Origin of the sequence: Kitasatospora sp. NPDC058162 (genome assembly GCF_042884005.1) — a bacterium.
Taxonomy (GTDB): Bacteria; Actinomycetota; Actinomycetes; order Streptomycetales; family Streptomycetaceae; genus Kitasatospora.
This window is the reverse complement of the sequence record NZ_JBHVUS010000052.1, coordinates 14551-35895: the sequence shown is the minus strand read 5'-3', so window position 1 is coordinate 35895 and position 21345 is coordinate 14551. Positions and strand designations below refer to the sequence as shown.

The window sequence follows — 21345 nt, the reverse complement described above, 5'->3', positions numbered from 1 at the left end:
GGTCGGCCGACCCGGGGCCCCCCCCCCCCCCCCCGCCCCCCCCCCCCCCCCCGCCCCCCCCCCCCCCCCCCCCCCCCCCCCCCGACGGGGGCCCCCCCGGGGCCCCCCCCCGGGGGGGGGGGCCCCCCCCCCCCCCCCGCGGACCCCCGCCCACCCCTCCCGAGGAGACCCCTTGTCGCTTACGCCGAGCCGCACCGCCGGCCCCCAGATCCTCTACATCCGCCTGCTGGAGGCGTGCAACGCCCGCTGCCGCATGTGCAAGTTCGCCGGATCCACCGACGCCTACCGGCCGGACCCGGACCGGCTGCGCCGACTCGTGGACGAGCTCCACGAGATGGGCACCCAGGAAGTCCGGTTCACCGGCGGCGAACCGCTGCTGTACCCGGAACTCCCGGACATCGTCGCCCACTTGACCGAGCGCGGCATGCGCTCCTCCTTCGTCACCAACGGCGAGCACCTGGCCGCACGGGCCAAGGAGCTGGTCGACGCCGGGCTGACCAAGCTGATCTGCTCGCTCGACTCGCCGCGGCCCGAGGTGCACGACGAACTGCGGCGCACCGAAGGGCTGCTGGCCGCCGCCACCGAAGGGATGCGGGACCTGCGCGCCGCCGCCGCGGCCGGCACGGACGTGACGCTGATCGTCAACACCATCGTGTCCAACCGCACCTGCGGCCACCTGGACGAGTTCCTGCCGCTGCTCGCCGAGCTGGGCGTGCGGCGCTGGAACCTGATCCCCCTCAAGGGCGTGCGCGGCCTCTACATGAACCGCGAACAGATCGATGGCACCCATGAGTTGCTGCGCTCCCTGCTGCCGGCCATGGCGGCCGCCGGCATCGACGTCAACGCGCTCGGACCGGACATCTTCGGCGCCACCGAGGAGCAGATCCAGAACAGCAGCCGCGGCCGTTCGGTCACCTACGCCAGCTGCAGCGTCCCGCTGACGGTGGCCTACCTGGACGCGAAGGAGGGGCTGCTGACCGCCTGCAACTGCCTCCCCCACTACCGCGGTCGGCCGCTGACCATCGCCAACGCCTGGGACCGGCCGTTCGCCGAGGTGTGGAACGACCCGGTGTTCGCCGAGGAGCGGCGAAAGTTCTCCGTCGAGGCACCCACCCTGTGCCACGGCTGCGAGCCGTCCAACGTGCGCTTCAACGCCCGGGTCGCCGAGGCCCTGACCCTGCTGCCGAGCCGGCCGCCGATCGCCGCCGCGCCAAGGGAGAGCGCCGAACGGCAGCGCCTGCGGATGGTCGAGGACCACCTGGCCGACCTGGCCGTGGAATGGCTGTGAGCCCCGCCCGGACGCATGCCGGGGCCGACGCCGCCGTCGCCGCGCTGGACCCGCTCGGCGCGGACGCCCCGCTGTCCGACCTCCCCGCGCTCAACCGGGACCGCGACGCCGACCGGCTGCGGGCCCTGGCCGACCGGCTCGCCGAACGCGCCCAGGACGTGCACGAGCCCGAACCGGCCCGCGCGGCCCTGCGCGACCTCGGCATCGCCGCCGCGTCCTGGTGCCGGCTGCACCCCGGCCGGCCGCCGGCGGACCGGGTCGCCGCCGAGCTGCTCCGCCTCGCGGCGCTGACCGGGGAGCCGCCACGCGACAGCCTCCCGTCGTACACCACCCGCAACCCGGCCGGGCCGCGCCGGCGGAGCTTCACCGGCACCGCCGAGGAGGAGCTGTTCATCGCCGGCCTCGCCACGGGCGCGCAGGTCCTGGACGAGGCGGTCGGCCACTGCGTCGCACTCGGGGCGGCCGTCGACCGGGACCGGCCCCGCGACGGGGTCGCGGCCGCCCGCGCGACCGGCGAGGCCTTCGCCGCGTTCACCCGGCTCTTCCACACGGTGCGCCGGGGCATGACGGGGCGGTTCTTCGCCGAGGAGCTGCGGCCCTTCTTCCCGCCGATCGACCTCGGCGGGCAGTCGTGGCAGGCGCCCAGCGGTGCCCACCTGCCGATCCTGACGCTGGACGTCCTGCTGTACTCGGGCACGGCCCACGCCGCGGACGGCGACGCCGCGTCCGTCGACGCGGTGTTCACCGCACACGCCACCGGCGCCCTGCCCTACCTGAGGCCCGACCACCGGGAGCTGGTGCTGGCCCAGTCGGGCCGCCCCGGCCTGGTCGCGAGGCTGGCCGCCCGCCCGGCCGTCGAGGCCGACGCGCGGCTGCGCGCCGCCGTAGCCGAGCTGACCAGGGCCTTCCTCCGGTTCCGCTACCCCCACCGCAAGCTGGCCCGGGACGCGCTCGAGGCCAGGCTCGGACCGCCGGTCGGCGGCCCCTACCGGATCGAGCCGCTGGAAGAGCTGATCGCGGTGGTCCGGGCGGCCGGGGACAGCCTCGCCCCCGGTCCGGACGGAGACCGACTGCCGTGACCCAGCCCCTCTTCCACGCCTGCGCGGACCCGGCGGAGTACCGGGACCGCGCCCGGGACCGCGCCGAGCGGCCGTCAGCGCCCGTGCCCTTGCTCACCGCGGGGAGACCCGACCTGGCCGCGGCGGCCGCGTACGCCGCCCCGCTGTACGCTCCCGGCCGCATCCCGCCGTGCAGCGAGATCGGCCTGCTGCTGCCCCCGGCGGCCGCGACCGGCCGTCCCGGTCCGGCCGGAGATCCCGGCTCGACCGGCCGTCCCGGCTCGACCGGCGAGTCGGGCGAGCCCGACGGCCATGAGCAGCTGTCGCCGCTGCTGCGCCCGCTGGCCCGACGCTGGGTGCACACGGCCGAGGAGGTCCCGTCGTCCGCCGGGTCGGTGCTCGTCGTCGGCACCTACCCGCGGCTGCGCCACGACGAGTTGAGCCCGCTGCTCCGCCCCGGCGGCCCGGACCGCTCGCTGACCCTGCTCACCGGCCGGGACCTGCCGTCGCTCAGCTGGATGCTCGCCAAGCAGTACGTGGACGTGCGCCCGGAGGTCGTCGGCCGGGCCCTGTTCTCCGACACCGACGCACCGCCGGGCGGCGGACGCGGTGAGGTGTTCGCCGGAGCGGCGCTGCGGGCCGACGGCCTGCGGGACGCCCTCGCCGGGCGCCCCTGGCGACGGGTCATGGTCCAGGGCCACGGCGGCGACGACCACGTGAACCTGGGCACCTGGACGCTGTGCGGGCGGGCGGCGGCCGACGTGTCGTCCGGCCCGGTCCGCACCCGGCCGCGCTGCGGGCACGGCCACCCCTGCTTCAAACCCGTGGACCGGCTGGTGGGCCCGGGCGAGGTGCTGACCGCGGAGATCGTGCTGTCCTCCTGCGCCAACGGCCCCTTCGCCGACACCGCGTCCTACGACAGCAGGTTCCAGGTGATGCTGGCGGCGATCGACGGCCCCGCCCAGTCGGTGGTCGCGGCGCCCGGCGTGCACGACAGCGACCGGCCCGAGAACCTGGTGTACCTGGCACACGAGCGGCCGGGCGGCCTCGCCGGGCCGCTCAACCGCAGCCTGGCGGACGTCACCCCGGGCCCGGTCTACCTCCAGTACGGCTTCCCGACGGCGCCGGGCGACGGCGCCGTCGAGCCGTCCGCGCCGCGGCCCCGGGCCGCCGGCCGGTCCGCGCACGGTGCGGACCGACCCGCACCGCCCGCCGAGGCCCTGTCGGCCGAGCAGCTGGCCGCGCCGCTCGACCGGGCCGTGGCCTACCTGTCGGGCGGGCTGCTCCCGCCCCGGCATCCGCTGAGGCCGAGGCTGGAGCGGTTCGCGGGCAAGTACCTGGCCCTGCTCACCCGGGCCGGCCGGCCCTACCCGCCGGCCGTCGCCGAAGGACTGCGCGGCGACCTCCAGTCGCTGGACCACGCGATCGCCGGACAGCTGCGCCGCGACCCCCAGGACCCCTTGGCGCAGTACCCCGAGTACTGGGCCCGACGCAGCCGGATCGTCGGGGAGCCGGAGGCCGTCAGCTGCGTGTGCGGGCTGGAGGCCACCCGGACCGTCCTCGGCGGACTGGCCCGGATCGTCCCCGACACCGAGTCGGTGCTGTGCCCGCGCTGCGGGGACGTCGCCGTCCGGCCGACCGGGGCCCCGCGGGTGCGGGCGGACGGGCCGGGGACGATGCGCGCGGGTGAGGAGGCGGAGCTGACCGTCGGGTTGAGCGCGGGGCGGGCCGGGGCGCCGGTGCAGCTCGGCGTGTTCTTCCCGCCGTTCCTGCGCGACGCCTGCGCGGTGGAGCCGCCCGGATCGCGGGTCCGGCTGTCCCCGGCGGGTGCCCACACCGTCCGGTTCGTCCTGCGGGTGGCGCCCGACGCCCTGCCGCAGATGCACTACTGCCGGGTCTTCGCCGTGCAGGACCTCGCCGTGTCCGGCGCACGGGCGCAGTTCCCGGTCGTCCCCGCGCGGACCTGAGCCGCGCACCGGGACCACAAGGCCAGTTGATCGAGAGCGGGAGAGAGCGTGCTGGAAATCGCCGATGGACTTCGCGCATGGTGCGAGCGGGGGGAGCCGTTCGCCGTCGCCACGGTCGCCGCAGTGCACGGCAGCGCGCCAAGGCGTCCGGGGGCGGCCATGGCGGTGGACGCCGCGGGGTCGGTGCTCGGCTCGGTGTCCGGCGGCTGCGTCGAGAGCGAGGTGTACGAGCTCTGCCGCGAGGCGCTCGACGGCGGCGCGCCGGGGCTGCACCGCTTCGGGTACGACGACGACTCCGCCCTGGGCGCGGGGCTGACCTGCGGCGGCTCGGTCGAGGTCTTCGTCCAGCGGATCGACCCGGCACGCCCGGCGTTCGGGCTCGCGCTGCGGGACGCCGCCGCCCGTCACCCGGCGGCGCTGGTCCGGATCGTCGCCGGCCCGGCCCGGCTGCTGGGGCGCGCCCTGGCGGTTCGGGCGGGCGGCGGCCGACCGGGTGCGGTGACGCCGGGGGCGGTCGTCGGGACGCTCGGTGAACGCGCCGCCGACCGGGCCGCGGTGGAGGCGGCGCGGACCCTGCTGCGGACCGGCCGCACCCGCACCGTCCGGGTGCCCACCGCGGACGGCCCGGCCACCGCGCTGGTGGAGGTCTGCGCCCCGGCTCCGCGACTGCTGATCTTCGGCAGTACGGACTTCGCCGTCGCCCTCGCCCCCGTCGGCGCACACCTGGGCTACCGGGTCACGGTCTGCGACGCCCGGCCGGTCTTCACCACCGCGGACCGCTTCCCCGGCGCCGACGAGGTGGTGGTCGCCTGGCCCGACCGCTACCTCCGCGAGACCGCCACCGACGAACGCACCGCCGTCTGCGTCCTCACCCATGACCTGCGCTTCGACGTCCCCCTGCTGCGGGCCGCCCTGCGGATGCCGCTGGGCTACGTGGGCGCGATGGGATCGCGGCGCACCCACGGCGAGCGGATGTCGGCCCTGCGCGCCGAGGGCCTGACCGAGGCGGAACTGGGCGGGCTGCACTCGCCGATCGGTCTCGATCTCAACGCGTGCTCACCCGAGGAGACGGCGGTGTCGATCGCGGCCGAGATCATCGCCCACCGCAACGGTGCCACCGCCGCACCACTGGGCGGTTCGGCCCTCGCCATCCACCGGGACCCGGCGCCGTCCTGACCCGGCGGCCCCGGTCAGCGGCGGCGGCCTCCGGAGGGCGGCGCCGGCAGCGGTGGCGGGGTGCGGTCCGGCGCGGTCGCGAGCGCGGTGAGGACGAGCCGGACCGCCGTGTCGAGCTGGGGGTCGCGCCCGGCCTGCCAGTCCTGCGGGGTGCGGACCGATTCGACGTCCGGGTCGACGCCGCGGTTCTCCACCTCCCAGCCGTACCCCTGCAGCCAGGTGGCGGACTTCGGCTGGGTGACACCGGTCCCGTCCACCAGGGTGTAGCGCAGGTCGATGCCGATCACCGCGCCGGAGGTGCGGACGCCGACCAGCGGGCCGACACCGAGGGCCTGGAGGGCCGCGGCGGCGACCTCGCCGTCGGAGCCGGTGAACTCGTTGACGAGCACGGCCACGGGCCCGCGGGGCGCCGTCCGCGGGTAGCCGACGGGCTGCGCCCACCGGGCCCGGCTCCACCCCACCGTCCGACGGGCGAGCTGTTCCACGATCAGTTGCGAGACCGAACCGCCCCGGTTGTCCCGCAGATCCACCACCAGCCCCTCGCGCGCGGCCTCGGTCCGCAGATCGCGGTGGAACTGCGCCCAGCCGTGGCCGAGCATGTCCGGCACGTGCAGATAGCCCAGCCGACCACCGGAGTCGCGGTGCACCAGCGCCCGCCGGCCGGCGACCCAGTCGTGGTAGCGCAGCGGCTCGTCGTCCGCCAGCGGGACCACCACCACCGGACGACGGTCTCCGGACGCGCCGAGCACCGTCAGCTCGACCGGCTGCCCGGCCGTGCCGAGGAGCAGCGGGGCCGGCCCGGTGACCGGGTCCACCGGTCGGCCGCCCACGGCGACGAGCACATCGCCCGGGGCCACCGCGACACCCGGTGCCGCCAGCGGGGAGGCCGCCCGCGGATCGGACGGCTCGGAGGGCAGCACCCGGGCGATCCGCCACCGGCCCCCGGCGTCGCGGACCAGGTCCGCGCCGAGCAGGCCCGGGCGCAGCCGCGGGTCGCCGCCGTCCACGGGCGGAGCGACGAAGGCGTGCGAGGTGCCCAGTTCACCGTGCACCTCCCAGAGCAGGTCGGCCAACTCGTCCTGGGAGGCGATCCGGTCGAGCAGCGGACGGTAGCGGTCCAGTGCGCCGTCCCAGTCCACGCCGGACATGTCGGCGCGCCAGAAGTTCTCCCGCATCAGCCGTCCGGCCTCCGCGTACATCTGGCGCCACTCGGCGGAGGGCTCGACCCACACCCGGACCCGGTCGAGGTCGACCGGTTCCGTGGCACCGCCGTCCGCGGGCCCGGTGTGCAGCCCGCCGCCGCGGCGCAGCACCAGCCGGGCGCCGTCACCGCTCACGGCGAAGCCGGTGACGCCCTCGGCGGGCGTGAGCGGGGCGCGGCGGGCCAGGTCGTAGCCCTCCAGCACCGGTGCGATGGGCCGGGCTCCCGCGGTGGCCGCCGCCGCGCCGGTGAGCCCGGTCATCGGCTGCCGCAGCCACAGGACCTTCGAGCCGGCGGTGCGCAGCGCCGAGTAGCGGCCGGCCTCGACCGGGAACGGCACCGTCCGGGCCTCGATCCCCTCGGGGTCGATCCGGGTGGGCGGCACGGCGGCCTGCCGCTCTCCGCGCGACGGGTTCTCCGTCCCGGGCTCTTGCGTCCCGGGCTCCTCCGTCCACGGGAGGAACGGTGACGGGGTGTCGGCGGCCAGGGCCATCAGATACGGGCGGCAGCCGAGCGGGAACGACAGGTCGAGGGAGTGGGTGTCGGGGACCGGGTCGAAGACGCGTTCCGAGAGGAACACCAGGTAGGCCCCGTCGGGGGTGAACGCCGGGGAGTGGTCGTTGAAGCGCAGCGCGGTGGCGTCCAGCACCTCACCGGTCCGGGTGTCGGCGATCCGCAGCCACCGCAACGGCCGGGGGCCGGCCTGCGACCAGGCCAGCCGACGGGAGTCGGGTGAGAAGGCCAGCCCGGTCGCGTCACCGTGCCGGCCGGCGGCCAGCTCCCGGACCTCGCCGGTGGCCCATTCCACCAGCAGCACCCGCCCGTCGTGGCAGGCCACCGCGGCCTGCCGGCCGTCCGGCGAGACCTCCAGTTCGAGCACCCGGCCGAGCTGTCCCGCCGCGACCCGGCGCCGGTCCCCGGTCCCGTCCCCGGTCCCGTCGCCGGGCGGTGTCCCGGGTGCGGCCGAGGCGGGGGCGCACTCCAGGGCGTCCTCGCCCCCGGCATCCGTCACCCAGGCGGCCATCGGGCGTCCGTCGGCGCGGAAGGCGCGCGGCAGGCGGGCCCGGACGCCGGGCTCCGCGGTCAGCAGGCGGACCGGCCCCGGCCGGTGCGGCAGCAGGTGGACGGTGCCGCGCACCTCCACCACACTGCTCCGGCCGGTGTGGTCGGGGCGGACGTCACCGAGGTGGTCGGCGCTGCGGACGGGGTACGGCCGCAGCCCGGCGCGGCCGCCGCCCAGGCGCACCGTGATCGGGGCGGGCTCCGCGTCCAGGTGCTCCAGCAGGTGGAGGTCGCCGGCCCGGGCGTGGACGATCCGGCGGCCGTCGGTGGCGGCCTGCCGCGCGTAGCGGTCCGCCGGGGCGGTGTGCCGCCGCAGTCCGGTGCCGTCGGGCAGACAGGAGTAGAGGGCGCCCGAGCCCTCGTGGTCGGAGAGGAACGCGATCCGGTCACCGACCCACATCGGGCACTCCAGCGAGCCCTCCAGGGCGGCCAGGATCCGCTGGAGCCCGCCGCCGTCCGGGGCCGACCAGAGCTTCCCGGCCAGGCCGCCCCGGTAGCCCTTCCAGTCCGCGGACTCGCGGATCATCGTGGCCGACGAGACCACCACCCCGCCCCGCGGCCCGAAGGCGATGTCGCCGACCGGGCCGTAGGGCAGCCGCTCGGCCGGACCGCCGTCGACCGGCAGCGCGTACCCCCAGGGGCGGCGCTGGGTGGGTTGGCCGTGGGTGGTCGTGGCCACCACCCGGCCGTCCGGGGTCCAGCCGGAGACGGCGGTCCGCCAGACACCCCAGTGGGTCAGCCGGCGCACCGGGCCGCCCTCGACGGGGGCGAGGTGCACCTCGGTGTCGGTCCCGGAACCCGAGGTGAAGGCGATGTGCCGGCCGTCCGGGGAGATCCTCGGCCGGGCCACGGGCCGGCTCCCGTCGGTGATCCGCCAGGCCCGACCCGTCCGTACGGCGCCGGACGCACCGGAGGACTCGATCGGGGCGGCCCACACACAGTCCTCGGCGGTGAAGGTGAGCAGGTCGCCGCGCAGGTGCGGGAACCGGAGGTAGGAAGCCTGCATCGATCTCGTCCCTGTTCGCATCCGTCGCGCGCTCGCGTGCGCGCTGGTCACCGGAGTTGGACCGTGCCACGGCGGCGGGCGGGCCGTCACTGCGGAAAGCCGCAGCGACCGCGCCCGCCGGGCGGTTGCGGCTTCCCGCAGTGGCCCGGGCCGCCCGGACTGACACGCTGCCACCGAGCGTGGTCGACCGAGGAGGGGCATGTCCGGAATAGCCGGTTGGGTGGATCGTGGGCGGGACCTCGCCGCACAGGAGCTGTCGGCGGCCCGACTGGCGGGCGGGCTGGCGGCCCGGGGCCAGGCGGGCGAGGGCCGGCTGGCCGATCGTCACGCGGTGTTCGCGCAACGGGTCGACGCCGCCTGGACCGGTACGGCGCAGCCCGCCGCGGTCCACCGGGACGGGGTGCTCGTGGCGATGGCCGTCTGCGACGGATACCTGCACAACCACGCCGAGCTGTGGCGGGAAGCGGAGTCCGGGAGCGCGGCCCCACCGGGCCGCCCGGCGGAGCCCTCGGTCGCCGAGGTGCTGCTGCGCGCCTACCTGGCCTGGGGGCCGGACGCCGTGCCCCGGCTGGAAGGGGCCTTCGCCTTCGCGATCTGGGACGCGCGGAGGTCCGAACTGCTGCTCGGCCGGGACCGGTTGGGCGTGCAGCCGCTGAGCTACCTGCCGACCGAGGACGGCGCCGTGTTCGCCTCCGATGTGGCCGTTCTGGCGGAACACCCGCTGGTCCGGCCGGAGTTGGACGCCGAGGGGCTGTGCGGAGTACTGACCCAGATCCGGCCGTGGGGCCGCGGCGCCCTGCGCGGGGTGCGCGAGGTGCCCCCCGCGCACCTCGTCCGCCTCGGTGTGGACGGCGAGCGGGCCCACCGCTACTGGGCGCTGGAGGCGCGGCCGCACACACTCGACCGGAACGCCACCATCGAGCGGGCCGGCGAGCTGCTGCGGGACGCCGTCGAACGCGACGCGCGCGGCACCGACCCGGCGGTGCTGCTCTCCGGCGGGCTCGACTCCAGCGCGCTGACCGGACTGGTCGCGGCCGGGACGGGCACGGCGCCCCGGACCTTCACCGTCGTCTTCGGGGACACCGCCGCGGCCGTCCCCGACCGTCCTTTCGCCCGGGAGGTCGCCGAGTTCTGGGGCTGCGACGCCCGCGAGGTGACGGTCCGCCCGGAGGAGCTCTCCGACCCGGTGACGCTGGCCGACGTGCTGGCCGCCAAGGACTACCCCTCGCCGTTCGGGGACAAGGACACCACGCCGTTCCTGTTCAGCCGCCAGGTCGCCCGCCGGGTGCCGGTGGTGCTCAGCGGCGAGGCCGCGGACTCGGTCTTCGGCGGCATCGGCGGAGCGATCGACGCGAACCGAAGGCTCAGCACCTTCCCGTGGATCGAGCGGGCCCGCAGATTCGGTGTGGAGCACGGAGTCGGCACCGGTCTGTTCGCCGCCGACCTGCTGCGCGACATCGACGTCACCGGCTACCTCGACCGGCGGTTCCAGGAGGCGAACGCGGAGGTCCCGTACCTTCCCGGGGAGACCGCCGTGCACGCGCTGGCCCGGCAGGTGGACTACCTGGTGGTGACCCGGCTGCTTGAGCAGGGCGTCGGCCACTCGGAGCGGCTCTCCGCGGCGGCCGGGCTCCAGGTGCGGTTCCCGTTCCTGGACCACCGGTTGCTCTCCTTCCTGTACAACGTCCCACCGGAGCTGAAGAGCTTCGACGGACGCGAGAAGAGCCTGCTACGGGCGATCGCCCGGGACCTCCTCCCCGATTCGGTGCTGGCCAGGGCGAAGGTCCCCTATCCGATCACCTACGCCGGGCAGTACAAGGCGGCGCTCCTGGAGCGGCTGGGACGCCTGCTCGACGACCCGGGCGCACCGGTGCTGCCGCTGGTGGACCTCACGGCGGTGAAGCGCTTCCTGGACGCCCCGGACCTGCTGGACCGCGGTGGCTGGATCGGGCGGGCCGACATCGAGATGGTGCTGAAGTGCGATGCCTGGCTGCGGCGGCTGCGGGTGGGCGTCCGCCTGTGACCGGCGGACCAGGCCCCTTCCCCCGGCAGAACCCGACGCACGGAAAGAGGACGTACCCGATGCCGACCACACCCCCGCCGGACTCCGCGCTGTACCGGCTCTTCACCGACGCGGTCGCCCGCAACCACGGCCGCCAGGCGGTCCGGGACGGCTCCGGGACCGTCCTGACCTACGGCGAACTGGCCGTCCGCGCCGAGGCGCTGGCCGCCGCCGTCCGCGAACGCTGCCCGGGCACCGGACGCCGCGTCGGACTCCACCTCGGCCGCACCGCCGACCTCGTCACGGCCGTGCTCGCGGTCGTCGCGGCGGGCCACGTCTACGTCCCGCTGGACCCGGACTACCCGGTGGACCGACTGCGCTTCATGGCCGAGGACAGCGACCTGGCGCTGGTCGTCTCCGACCGGGAGCCGTCCGGGGCACTGGACGGCCTGCCGGTGCTGCGCACCGACGGCTTCGACTGGACGCGCCCCGCGCCCGGCGGGTCGGCGGATGCGGTGCCGGAGGCCGATACGGCCTACGTCATCTACACCTCGGGCTCCACCGGGCGCCCGAAGGGCGTCGAGGTGCGCGGGCGCAGCGTGGTCGCCATGGTGGAGTCGGTCCGCGCCAGGTACGACTTCACCGACCGCGACGTGTGGACGCTGTTCCACTCGTACTGCTTCGACTTCTCGGTGTGGGAGATGTGGGGCGCCCTGGCCACGGGCGCCTGCCTGGTGGTCGTCCCGGCGGCGACCGCGCAGTCTCCGCGCGCCAGCGCCGAGTTGCTGGTCCGCGAGGGCGTGACGGTGATGAGTGTGGTCCCGACCGTCTTCCGCTACCTGGTGGCCGCGCTCCGCGCGGCCCCGACGCGGGGGGTCGCGCTGCGCCGGGTCATCTTCGGCGGCGAGGCGGTGGTGCCGTCCGACATCCGCGCCTATCGCGAACTCCTGGGCGACGGATGCGAATTCGTCAACACCTACGGCATCACCGAGACCACCGTCTTCGTGAGCACCCGGACCCTGTCCGACGCCGAACTGGACCGCCGGGGCGGGGACGACCGCTTCGCCACCGAGCTGGGCCGGCCGCTGGACGGCTGGGAGGTGCGGGTCCTCGACGAGCACGGCCTCCCGGTGCCGGTGGGCGGATGCGGGGAGATCCATGTCGCGGGCGCCGGGGTCGCCGTCGGATACCTGGGCCTCCCCGACCGCACCGCGGAGTGCTTCCGCGTGCTGGAGCAGCCCGGCCGGCGACCCGAGCGGTACTACCGCAGCGGGGACCTGGCGATCCGCACCGGGGAGGACGTGTTCTGCTACGCGGGCCGCGTCGACGACCAGGTGAAGATCAACGGGTTCCGGATCGAGCCCGGCGAGGTGGAGGAGGTGCTGCGCGGCGTCCCGGACGTCGAGGACGCCGCCGTGGTACCCGTCCGCAGCCGGACCGGAGGGCGGATGCTGACCGCCTTCTACACGGCCGGATCCGGCCTCGCCGGCGACGAGTTGCAGCGCCGGGCACGCCGACTGCTGCCCGGCCACCTGGTGCCCGGCCGGTTCGTCCGCCTGCCGGAACTGCCGCGCAACCCGTCCGGCAAGACGGATCGCCGGCTGCTGCGGAGCCTGGGCGAGGGCACCTAAGGCCAGGGCACCTAAGGCCAGGACAGCGAAGGCCGGGGAAGCGAAGGCTGGGCCCCGAAGGCTGGGGCGTGACCACGACGCCGACTGCCGACCCGCTACGACAACCGACTGATCAGACCCCAAGACAGGTGGCGAAGATGACGAATATCCAGTCCACGGCAGGTACGACCGCCCCGGCCGCCTCCGGTGCGGCCCCACGCGCCGAGCTCGGCGTGATCGGCGGTTCGGGCCTGTACGCGCTGCTCGACGATGTCACCGAGGTCGCCGTCGACACCCCGTACGGGCCGCCCAGCGACTCGGTCTTCCTCGGCGTGATCGCCGGCCGCCGGGTGGCGTTCCTGCCCCGGCACGGCCGGGACCACCGGCTGCCGCCGCACCGGATCGACTACCGCGCCAACCTGTGGGCGCTGCGCTCGCTCGGCGTGCGCCAGGTGCTCGGCCCGTGCGCGGTCGGCGGGCTGCGCCCGGAGTACGGGCCCGGCACACTGCTCGTCCCGGACCAGTTCGTCGACCGCACCTCCGGCCGGGCGCAGACCTACTACGACGGCCTGCCGCTGTCCGACGGCACGGCGCCCGAGGTGGTGCACGTGTCGATGGCCGACCCGTACTGTCCGGCCGGCCGCGCCGCGGCCCTCGACGCCGCGCGGAGCGTCGCCTGGGAGCCGGTGGACGGCGGAACCCTGGTGGTGATCGAGGGCCCGCGCTTCTCCACCCGCGCCGAGTCCCGCTGGTTCACTGCCAACGGCTGGTCGGTGGTCGGCATGACCGGCCACCCGGAGGCCGTCCTCGCCCGGGAACTGGGGCTCTGCTACACCTCGTTGGCCCTGGTCACCGATCTGGACGCCGGCGTGGAGGCCGGCGAGGGCGTCACCCACACCGAGGTGCTCAAGGTCTTCGGCCAGAACGTCGACCGGCTGCGCACTGTCCTGTTCAAGGCCTTGGAGAGCCTGCCGGTCACCCGGGACTGCGTCTGCTCGCACGCCCTGGACGGAATCACGACCGGTCTTCCCGGCGTCTGAGGCGGCTGACCCTGCGGGCGCTGCCGTCAGCGCTTCGGCCGGGGCGTGATGCCCCGGCCGAAGCGCGGGCGGCCGGGTTACGACGTGAGCCGGCGGCGGTCGATCACCGTGCGGAGCTTGCCGCTGGTGGGCGTCCGTTCGAAGGCGGCGGAGTCGGCGGTCTCGACGGTGAAGTCGAGCAGCCCCTCGTCCACGGCCGAGCCCAGCTCGGGGACGGCGGTCAGGAACGCGGCGCGGGCGGCCGGGCCGTCCTGGGCGTACTGCTGGTCGAGCCGGACGGTGGCGTGCTCGCGGGCCTCGCCGGTGTCCAGGAGCAGTTGCAGCTCTCCCCGGTAGCCGAGCTCCTCCTGTGCCACCGCGATGAAGCGCCGGACGTTGAGGAAGTAGGTGCCGACCCGGACGACGTCCCCGTAGCGGCCGAGGAGTTCGATGCGGGGAGTGTGGCTGCCGCAGGGGCAGACGCCCTCGACCGCGCGGCCGAGGTCGCCGATCTGGTACCGCTCCAGGCGCTGCCCGGCCCGGGTGCGGCTGGTGAAGACCAGGCGGCCCGGCTGTCCGGCGGGTGCCGGGCGGTCGGCCTCCGGGGCCAGGATCTCCAGGGTGTGCAGGTCGGTCAGGACGTGGTGGACCGAGCCCTCGGAGTGGGTGCACTGGTAGCCGAGCGGCCCCAGGTCGGTGCTGCCGTACGCCGCCGAGCGGATCAGCTCGACGCCGAACTCCTCGGTGAGCACCCGGCGTTGCTCGGCCGTGAAGTGCTCGCCGCCGTAGAACACCTTGCGGATCCCGCCGTACCCGCGCAGCACCTCGCCCTGGTCGTGGAACAGCTGCCAGAGGTAGGACGGCATGCCGAACACGGTGTCCGCCCGGTGGGTCACCAGCGCCTCGGCGGTGGCGGCGTGGTCGGGGCCGGCGGCGATCGGGAGCTGGGTGGCGTTGAGGCGCTCCAGGATCGAGAAGAAGCTGATGAAGCTGCCGTACATGCCGCCGCAGTAGAACAGGTTGGCGGCGCGGTCCCGGGCCGGGTCGAACCCGGCGGAGAGCAGGCCGTCGGCGGAGGCCCGCATCTGGGTGTCGTAGTCGGCGTTGGTGAACACCGACAGGGCCGGGGCCCCGGTGCTGCCGCCGCTGCGGAAGTGGAGGTGGGCGTGCTCGGGGGCGAGGGTGCGCAGCTGCTCCTGCACTCCGGCCTTGTCCAGCAGCGGGCCCTCCGGCGCGGCGGGGACGAAGGCCGGCGCCGCCAGGTCGTCCAGGCAGGCGGTGGTGGCGAAGGCCTCGTCGGTGCGGACGCTGACGCGGCGGCTGTAGCGCTGGAGCGCGTAGACACCGTCGTGGGGTTCGCCGTGGTAGCTGTCGAGCATCCCGCCGACGGGGGTGACCCGCAGCACGCCGGCGGCGAGCACCGCCTGCGACAGCCGGGCGACGTCGGCCCGGTTGCCGCCGACCGCGGCGGTCTGCAGGTACCGGCGCATCGGGCGCAGCACGGTCATGGCGGAGGCGCGGGGCAGCGGCTTGACCCAGACGCTGCGGTGCAGCGGCGAGGCGGCCAGGGCGGGGCGGGTGTCGGCGAGGACCCGCCAGGACCCGTCCTCGGCGGCCAGGACCCTGGTGAGGCCGAGGTGCTCCTCGAGGCGGGCGATCAGTTCGGTGGTGGTGATCTCGGCGTGCTCGGCCGGTTCGAGGTCGGGCCGGGGCAACTCGGCGGAGGCGGCGGCGAGATGGGCCGCGAAGCGCTCGGCGAAGGCGAAGACTTCGGCCTCGGCGTCGGCTTCGTCCTCGGTGTCGAGGTAGATCACCTGGGGGCTGGAGCAGGCCTGCTGCTCGAAGCGGCAGACGTCGGCGGCGAGCGCGTCCAGGGTCGCCCGGTCCGACCAGGCGTCACGGGTCAGGTAGGCGAAGGAGATCCGGTGCCCCCACTCGACCAGGCGGCAGCCGTCCGGGACGAGCTCGGAGACCGAGCGGACGGCGGCCTCGCCGCCCCAGACCGCCACCGCGTCGGCGGCCCCGCACATCAGCCGCAGCCACTCGGTGCGCGCGGAGGGGAAGCGGAGCGCGATGACCCGGCGGGCCAGGGCACCGGTCGGGTCGGCGGCGGCCAGCTCGGCGAGCAGGTGCTGGGCGAGCGGGGTGTCGGCGCTGCTGGTCTTCAGCACGTTGAGGTTCCCGGTGAGCAGGCCCTCGATCACGCTCAGCGGGGCCACGGTGGCGGCGTTGCCGGGGGCGATGTGGACCAGGAGGCCGACCGGAGCCCACGCCTCGAAGGTGGTCTCCCGTGCGTCGGGGCGGGTGAGCCGCTCGGGGCGCAGTCCGCCGAGTTCGCGGCGCAGCTTGCGTTCCAGGGCCGGGCGGGCGATCGCACCGGCGATCTCGGCGAGCGTCGCCGCCGCTTCGTCCGGGTCGACGCCGCTGATGTCGGTGGGGCCCGCGAGTTCGGCGAGCAGGCGGGTGCGGACCGGGCTGCCCGGCGTGCCCAGGGCGTCGGCGAGCTGCTGGCAGGCGCTCAGCACCAGCTCGGTGGGCAGGGGTTCGGCCAGGACGCGGGCGGCGAGCTCCGGGAGCTCGGCGAGCCGGCGGGCGGCCTCCTCGTCGTCGATGAACGAGCCCTGCCAGAAGTGGGCTCCGGCCGTTGCGAGTTCGGGGTTCACGACATTCCCTTCAGGAGTTCGGCGGCGGCTGCGGCGCAGTTGCGGTTGCGGCTGACCCCGGCGCGGCCGTGGATGGTGAACCACGGGGTGGGCAGCGGGCAGGGGCACTCCTGCGCGGGGTGCAGCGAGGCGAGGTCGCCCATGACGACGCTCTGCGCCGGCACCGAGGTGATGTACGGGGAGACGAGGTGGAGGAAGCCGCGTTCGCCGTACGGCAGCGGCTCCAGGGTGCGGGTGTCCCGCACGGCCGCCCGCGACCAGACCGGGACGTGCAGGCGGTGGTGCCCGCACTCGATGTACGGCACGCAGTGCTCGACCGAGCCGAAGGTGTCGCGGATGCGGTCCGAGGGGATGCCCAGCTGCTCGGTGACCCCGGCGTAGAACTCCTCCTTGCCGATCTGCCGGTCGGTGTGGCCCTTCCAGCCGCCGCCGAGCAGGACCAGGGAGCCGGCGGGCAGCTGGAGCGGCGGAAGGCCGAGGGCGCGCATCCGTTCCAGGGTGAAGTGCAGGAACGCGGGGAAGCCCAGGATCCGTACCGGCAGGCCGTCCTCGGCGTAGCGCCGCAGCGCCTCGATGCAGCCGTGCACGTCGAACTCGTGGCCGCTGCCGGTGTGCCGCAGTGCGTGGGTGGTGTGGTTCGCCGGGGCGAAGTCGCACAGGTAGTTGTCGGTGAACGAGGTGCCCAGCTTGAGCTGCGGGGCGGGCTCGTAGCTGTACAGCAGGTAGTTGACGGGCTGGTCGGGCGTGATCCAGCCGTAGTGGTCGAAGATCCGGGCCACCATGCGCTGTGCGGAGCGGATCGTCCAGGTGTCGAAGAACATCTGCGACTTCTGGCCGGTGGTGCCGGAGGAGGTGAGGTGCAGGAACACCTCCTCCCGGGGGATGGAGAGCACCTCGTGCCGCTTGAAGAAGTTGGCGTGCACCAGGGGCGTGCGGACCTCCGCGCCGACGGTCGGCGCCGGGGTCTCCGCCGGGCCGTCCAGCAGCGACCGGAGGAACGGCGAGCGCTGGGCGTGCCACGCGTGGGACTCGGCCATCGCGGCGGCGAACAGGGCGTCGGTCTCGGGCCCGGTCGCGTACGGGGAGGCCAGGTCGCAGAGCTGCTGGACGTGCGGGAGCGCGGCGGGGTCGGGGACCTCGACCGGCGCGAGATGGGGGTTGACGGGAGGGGCAGTCACAGGAGGGGCAGTCTCGGGATGGACGGTCACGGGGAATCCTCGGGAAGGGGCAGGTAGGTCGAGGTCCAGGCGGTCAGGTAGGCCGCCAGGTACGGCTGGAGCTGGGCGCTGACGGCCGTGGTCCGGAAGTCGATCTGACGGCTGGTGCGGGACAGCACCACGTAGTCGTGGAACCGGTCGCCGATCCGGCGCATCGCCGGGTAGACGGCGCTCGGGATGAACCCGGCGGCCAGGAAGGCGTGGAGACCGGCGGTGTCGGCCAGCGGCAGCAGCGTCTCGACGTAGTCGGCGCCCGCGCGGGTGACGGCCGCGATCAGCGGCTCCAGCGCGCCGGTGACGGCCGCCGGGGTCGGGTGCACGGCGATCAGCGAGCAGCTCGCCGCGGCCCGGTCCAGGTCGGCGTACGCCTCGAAGGCGCCGTCGGGCGGGGTGAGGACGGTGTTCGGGAGGTGCAGCGGGAAGAAACGTTCCGCCGGGTCGGGGAAGAGCTCCAGGAACCGGCGGTGGATGAAGCCGGGGGCGCTGATCAGCTCCATCGGCGCGGTGACCGGCGCCGTCCGGTGGGCGGCCCGCGCGGGGCCGTCCGTGGTGCGCGGGCGGCCGTAGTCGACGCCGGTGCTGCGCCGGGCCGCCTCCAGCAGCGGGACCAGGGCACCGGGCACCGGGTCGACGCCCTGCCGCCGGGCCAGGACGCCGTCGGCGTGCCGGGCGAACAGCGCGAGGCTCTCGCACCCGGCCACCTCGACGGCGTTCGGCATCAGGCCGAGGGCCTGGAAGCCGTTGCGGGCGAGCACCTGCTGGGGACCGGGGGTGACCACCCGGGCGGTCGCGTAGACCGAGTCCAGGGTGCCGGTGGCGAAGGCGTCCGCGCAGACCGAGGCGGTCAGCCGTCCGGCCAGCCCGCCGCCGCGCTGCTCCGGGTGGACCGCCAGGCCCACCAGCTTGCCGATCCGGCCGCCGGGGTCGGTCTGCACCGCCACCGAACCCGCCAGCTGGCCGGCGTCCTCGGGGCGGGCGGTCAGCCAGTGGGTGTGCGGGTCGTCGATCAGACGGCGCATCTCCTCGGGGTCACTGCCGAGGGCGACCGGGTAGCCGTGGCCGTAGACGTCGAAGTAGAGCTGCCGCAGCTGCGCGACGTCCTGCGGCACCGCCGGGGCGATCGTCACGGTCATCGCACGTCCCCGATCGGCTGCGCTGCGGACGCCTCGGGGTCGGACGCTTCAGGTGCGCCCGCTTCGGGGGCGGCCGCTTCGCGCCGGCCGGTCCACCACAGCGCGGCGGCGACCGGCAGCACGCCGAGCGCCTGCACCAGGCACAGCGTGCGCGGCGAGAGGTGGTCGCCGAGCAGGCCGAACGCCAGCGAGGACACCGGGAAGGTCGCCCCGAGCAAGGCCTGCATGACCGCGAAGAAACCGGGCCGGTCCTCGGCCGGGACCAGCCGTTGGAACAGCGCCACGAACCGTACGCCGATCACCCCCACGGACCAGCCGGCCACCGCCATCGCCCCGACGGCCGGGGCCTGTCCGGCGGCCAGGCCGGGCAGGGCGAGCGCGGCGGCCATCAGGCCCAGGCAGCCGGCGCCGACCGCGGTCGGCGCGCCCGGCAGCCGGCCGCCGGTGAAGGAGCCCACCAGCGTGCCGGCGCCGAGGGCCGCCTCCAGGGCGGCGACGGTGGAGCCGTCCGCGTGCAGCACCGACCGGGTGTACAGCGGCATCACCACGAACACCGCCGTGGTGAACACGTTCGCCGCGGTGAAGCAGAGCAGCACCCGGCGGATGAACGGCAGGTCGGCGAGGATCCGGCGCAGCGGCCGCCGGGCGGCGGACGGTGCGTCGGATCCGGCCGCTGCGTCGTCCCCGCCCGGTGCGCCCGGTCCACCCGGGAAGCGGGTCGCCCCGATCAGGGCGGCCGCCAGCAGGTACGCACCGGCACACCCGGCGACGATGCCGGCCAGGCCCGCGCCGTCGACCACCAGCGGGCCCAGCAGCCCGCCGGCGAGGCCGGCCAGCGACTGGGTGGCGAGTTCGAAGCCGGTCGCGGCCTCGATGTCGTCGTCCCCGACCAGCTCGGGGACGGACGTGGTCAGGCACGGGTCGAAGACCGCCTGGCAGCCGGCCAGCAGCAGTGCGGCTCCGTACATGACGGCCATCGGCGGGGTCGCGGCGTAAGTCCAGCCCGCCGTGCCGAGGGCGACCAGCCCGGCGACGGCCGCCGAGGCGCCCAGCACCGTGCGGTGCGGGCGGCGGGCGATGAGCGCGGCCACCAGCGGCGCCAGCGCGACGGCGGGCAGGGTGCTGACGGCGAGGAAGGCGCCCGAGGCGAGGCCGCGGTCCGAGCCGGCGGCGTAGCCGACCAGCCACCACACGGCGCCGACCTGGAACATCCGTCCGGCGGCCTGGGTGAGGACCTGCGCGGCCCAGACGGCGGCGAAGCGCCGGTTGCGCAGGACGAGCGGGCGGCGGCGGGCGGTCGCCCCGGTTGCTTCGGCGGCCTCGGCCGCCTGGTCCGCCGTCATGAGTGCGGCCGTTCGTCGAGGACGCGGATCAGCTTGCCGGTCCGCGCGTTGACCGCGAGCTCGTGCGGACGCACCCAGGTGACGGACAGCGGGTGGACGTGGCCGGCGGCGACCGCCTCCGGGTACAGCGGCCGCGCCGTGTGGACGCCGGCCGTGACGGCGGAGGCCAGCTCGGGGAGCCCGGCGGGGTCCCCGTCGCAGGCCAGCCGCAGGACCAGTCCGTCCCGGCCCTCCCAGCGGCGGATCACCAGCTGGACGCCGATCACCCGGCCCGTCGGGTCGGCGGCCCGGACGAGGTCGAGCACGTCCTGGGTGTACAGCGACACCGGCCCGACCCGGACGCCCTCCTGGGCCCGGCCGAGGATGCGGAACTGCCCGGCGGCGACGTCGGTCCACTCCGCGCGGTCCCCGACGGGATAGCGCAGGACGGGCATCAGCCGTCGCCGCAGGTCGGTCACCACGACCCGGCCCGGTACGCCCTCGGTGTCGATCGGCTCGCCGGTGTGGTCGTCGAGGATCTCCACCACCGTCTCCGGGGTGAACGCCCGGTGCACCCGGGTGTCCGGCCCCGGGACCGGCCGGCCGAGCAGCCCGGCGTCGACGGCGGCGTAACCGATCGACGAGACACGGGCGTTGGGGAACACCTTGCCGAGCAGCGGCTGCTGGTCCTGGTAGAGGCCCTCGCCGCCGAACAACAGCAGTTCGACGGAGGGGAGTTCGCTGCCGGAGGCCAGCAGGTGGTCGGCCAGTGCGCAGAGCGTCGTCGGGGTGCCGGCCACCACCTCGACCTCGAACTGTTCCAGGGTCTTCGCGGTCGACTCCAGGGGCGCGGCCCCGCCGATCGGCAACCGGACGTTGGAGACGGGGGAGCGGTGGAGCGAGTCGAGGATGAAGGTGTAACTGGCGTACAGGTCGCCCGCGTAGAAGAGGTCGGCGACCCGGTGCCCGGGGCGCAGCCCGGCGTCGACCAGTCCGGCGCCGAAGGAGGTGGTGAACTCCCGCCACTCCTCCCGGCTGTAGAACGAGAACTTCGGCGAGCCGGTGGTGCCGCCGCTCTTGAAGACGGCCGCCTCGTCCAGCGGCCCGGTCAGCAGCCGGTTGCCGCGAGGCGTGTTGGCCTGCCAGAACTCGGTCTGCGGGACGACCGGGAGATCGGTCAACCGCGCGGCCGACTCGGGTAGGCCGGCGTACAGGTCGGCGTAGAAGGGCGAGTTGTGACGGGCGAAGCGTATGAGTTCCGCTATGGGTTGGACGGGCATCAATTCCTGCTTTTGGGCGTGCGAGGGCGGAGCGAGGTCGCGGGTAACGCGACTTCGCCCGACGGGTCGGAGACGATTCATGGGGCCGGTGGTCGGCGGAATTCGATTCCGTTGCGACTCATCCGGTCACGGGATGGAAAACGGGCCGGGACTGCGCACCGGGTTCAGTGGTACGCGGACGGTTCGCCAGTTGATGCGACATCGGGGTTTGTGGGGTCACCCGCTCGCAGAAAGCAAGGCTATCACCCGCGTATGCCTTTGGATCTCAAGTTGACCCACCGTCAGAATGGTGTGGATACGATCCGAGGCCTGGCCGCCGGTGCGGCTTCGGTGAAAGGCGG

Annotated in this window: 13 protein-coding genes; 7 read left to right on the top strand and 6 right to left on the bottom strand. The window is 75.2% G+C overall.

Going from position 1 to position 21345, the window contains the following annotated elements; genetic code table 11:
* Positions 1-172 precede the first annotated feature (172 nt).
* Genes ACFVXG_RS43160 through ACFVXG_RS43145 form a run of 4 tightly spaced genes read left to right on the top strand, consistent with a single transcriptional unit; the run spans position 173 to position 5489 of the window.
* A complete protein-coding gene (locus tag ACFVXG_RS43160) occupies positions 173-1288 on the top strand; it encodes a radical SAM protein (RefSeq protein WP_387935987.1) in 1116 nt (371 codons plus the stop codon).
* On the top strand, positions 1285-2367 hold the full coding sequence (locus tag ACFVXG_RS43155; RefSeq protein WP_387935986.1) for a monodechloroaminopyrrolnitrin synthase PrnB family protein: 1083 nt from the start codon (positions 1285-1287) through the stop codon (positions 2365-2367). Before ACFVXG_RS43160 ends, ACFVXG_RS43155 begins: the two co-directional genes overlap by 4 nt.
* Entirely contained in the window at positions 2364-4313 is a 1950-nt protein-coding gene (locus ACFVXG_RS43150; protein ID WP_387935985.1) for a hypothetical protein, read from the top strand. Before ACFVXG_RS43155 ends, ACFVXG_RS43150 begins: the two co-directional genes overlap by 4 nt.
* A gap of 48 nt (positions 4314-4361) precedes the next feature.
* Positions 4362-5489 carry an XdhC family protein gene (locus ACFVXG_RS43145; RefSeq protein WP_387935984.1) on the top strand — a complete coding sequence of 376 codons (1128 nt, stop codon included), beginning with the start codon at positions 4362-4364 and terminating at the stop codon, positions 5487-5489.
* Between the two features lie 14 nt (positions 5490-5503).
* Here ACFVXG_RS43145 and ACFVXG_RS43140 read toward each other — a convergent pair whose 3' ends face one another.
* Positions 5504-8758, bottom strand: coding sequence for a S41 family peptidase (locus tag ACFVXG_RS43140; RefSeq protein WP_387935983.1), 3255 nt, complete (start codon positions 8756-8758; stop codon positions 5504-5506).
* A gap of 199 nt (positions 8759-8957) precedes the next feature.
* On the opposite strand from ACFVXG_RS43140, the gene asnB reads away from it, so the two are divergent.
* From asnB to ACFVXG_RS43125, 3 genes are all read left to right on the top strand, one after another.
* The gene (gene asnB / locus ACFVXG_RS43135) at positions 8958-10781 is read left to right on the top strand and encodes an asparagine synthase (glutamine-hydrolyzing) (RefSeq protein ID WP_387935982.1); all 1824 of its coding nucleotides are present in this window, start codon (positions 8958-8960) and stop codon (positions 10779-10781) included.
* Positions 10782-10840: 59 nt separating this feature from the next.
* Complete coding sequence (locus ACFVXG_RS43130; RefSeq protein WP_387935981.1) at positions 10841-12391, top strand: amino acid adenylation domain-containing protein; 1551 nt, start codon at positions 10841-10843, stop codon at positions 12389-12391.
* Between the two features lie 137 nt (positions 12392-12528).
* Positions 12529-13410 carry an S-methyl-5'-thioadenosine phosphorylase gene (locus tag ACFVXG_RS43125; protein ID WP_387935980.1) on the top strand — a complete coding sequence of 294 codons (882 nt, stop codon included), beginning with the start codon at positions 12529-12531 and terminating at the stop codon, positions 13408-13410.
* A 77-nt stretch (positions 13411-13487) separates the two neighbouring features.
* On the opposite strand, the gene ACFVXG_RS43120 is transcribed toward ACFVXG_RS43125, so the two are convergent.
* The 5 genes from ACFVXG_RS43120 to ACFVXG_RS43100 are packed head-to-tail and all read right to left on the bottom strand — an operon-like array spanning position 13488 to position 21004.
* Complete coding sequence (locus ACFVXG_RS43120; protein WP_387935979.1) at positions 13488-16052, bottom strand: acyl-CoA reductase; 2565 nt, start codon at positions 16050-16052, stop codon at positions 13488-13490.
* Entirely contained in the window at positions 16049-17230 is a 1182-nt protein-coding gene (locus ACFVXG_RS43115; RefSeq protein ID WP_387935978.1) for an acyl-protein synthase, read from the bottom strand. The genes ACFVXG_RS43120 and ACFVXG_RS43115 overlap by 4 nt, the downstream gene beginning before the upstream one ends.
* 26 nt (positions 17231-17256) lie before the next feature.
* Complete coding sequence (locus ACFVXG_RS43110) at positions 17257-18402, bottom strand: GNAT family N-acetyltransferase (protein WP_387935977.1); 1146 nt, start codon at positions 18400-18402, stop codon at positions 17257-17259.
* On the bottom strand, positions 18399-19745 hold the full coding sequence (locus ACFVXG_RS43105) for an MFS transporter (RefSeq protein WP_387935976.1): 1347 nt from the start codon (positions 19743-19745) through the stop codon (positions 18399-18401). The genes ACFVXG_RS43110 and ACFVXG_RS43105 overlap by 4 nt, the downstream gene beginning before the upstream one ends.
* Entirely contained in the window at positions 19742-21004 is a 1263-nt protein-coding gene (locus ACFVXG_RS43100) for a phenylacetate--CoA ligase family protein (RefSeq protein WP_387935975.1), read from the bottom strand. The genes ACFVXG_RS43105 and ACFVXG_RS43100 overlap by 4 nt, the downstream gene beginning before the upstream one ends.
* Positions 21005-21345 lie beyond the last annotated feature (341 nt).

Bases quoted from the DNA above. Each gene is read 5' to 3' on its own strand.
- ACFVXG_RS43140 (WP_387935983.1), bottom strand. From the start codon at position 8,758: ATGCAGGCTTCCTACCTCCGGTTCCCGCACCTGCGCGGCGACCTGCTC.
- asnB (WP_387935982.1), top strand. From the start codon at position 8,958: ATGTCCGGAATAGCCGGTTGGGTGGATCGTGGGCGGGACCTCGCCGCA.
- ACFVXG_RS43130 (WP_387935981.1), top strand. From the start codon at position 10,841: ATGCCGACCACACCCCCGCCGGACTCCGCGCTGTACCGGCTCTTCACC.
- ACFVXG_RS43125 (WP_387935980.1), top strand. From the start codon at position 12,529: ATGACGAATATCCAGTCCACGGCAGGTACGACCGCCCCGGCCGCCTCC.
- ACFVXG_RS43110 (WP_387935977.1), bottom strand. From the start codon at position 18,402: ATGACCGTGACGATCGCCCCGGCGGTGCCGCAGGACGTCGCGCAGCTG.
- ACFVXG_RS43105 (WP_387935976.1), bottom strand. From the start codon at position 19,745: ATGACGGCGGACCAGGCGGCCGAGGCCGCCGAAGCAACCGGGGCGACC.
- ACFVXG_RS43100 (WP_387935975.1), bottom strand. From the start codon at position 21,004: ATGCCCGTCCAACCCATAGCGGAACTCATACGCTTCGCCCGTCACAAC.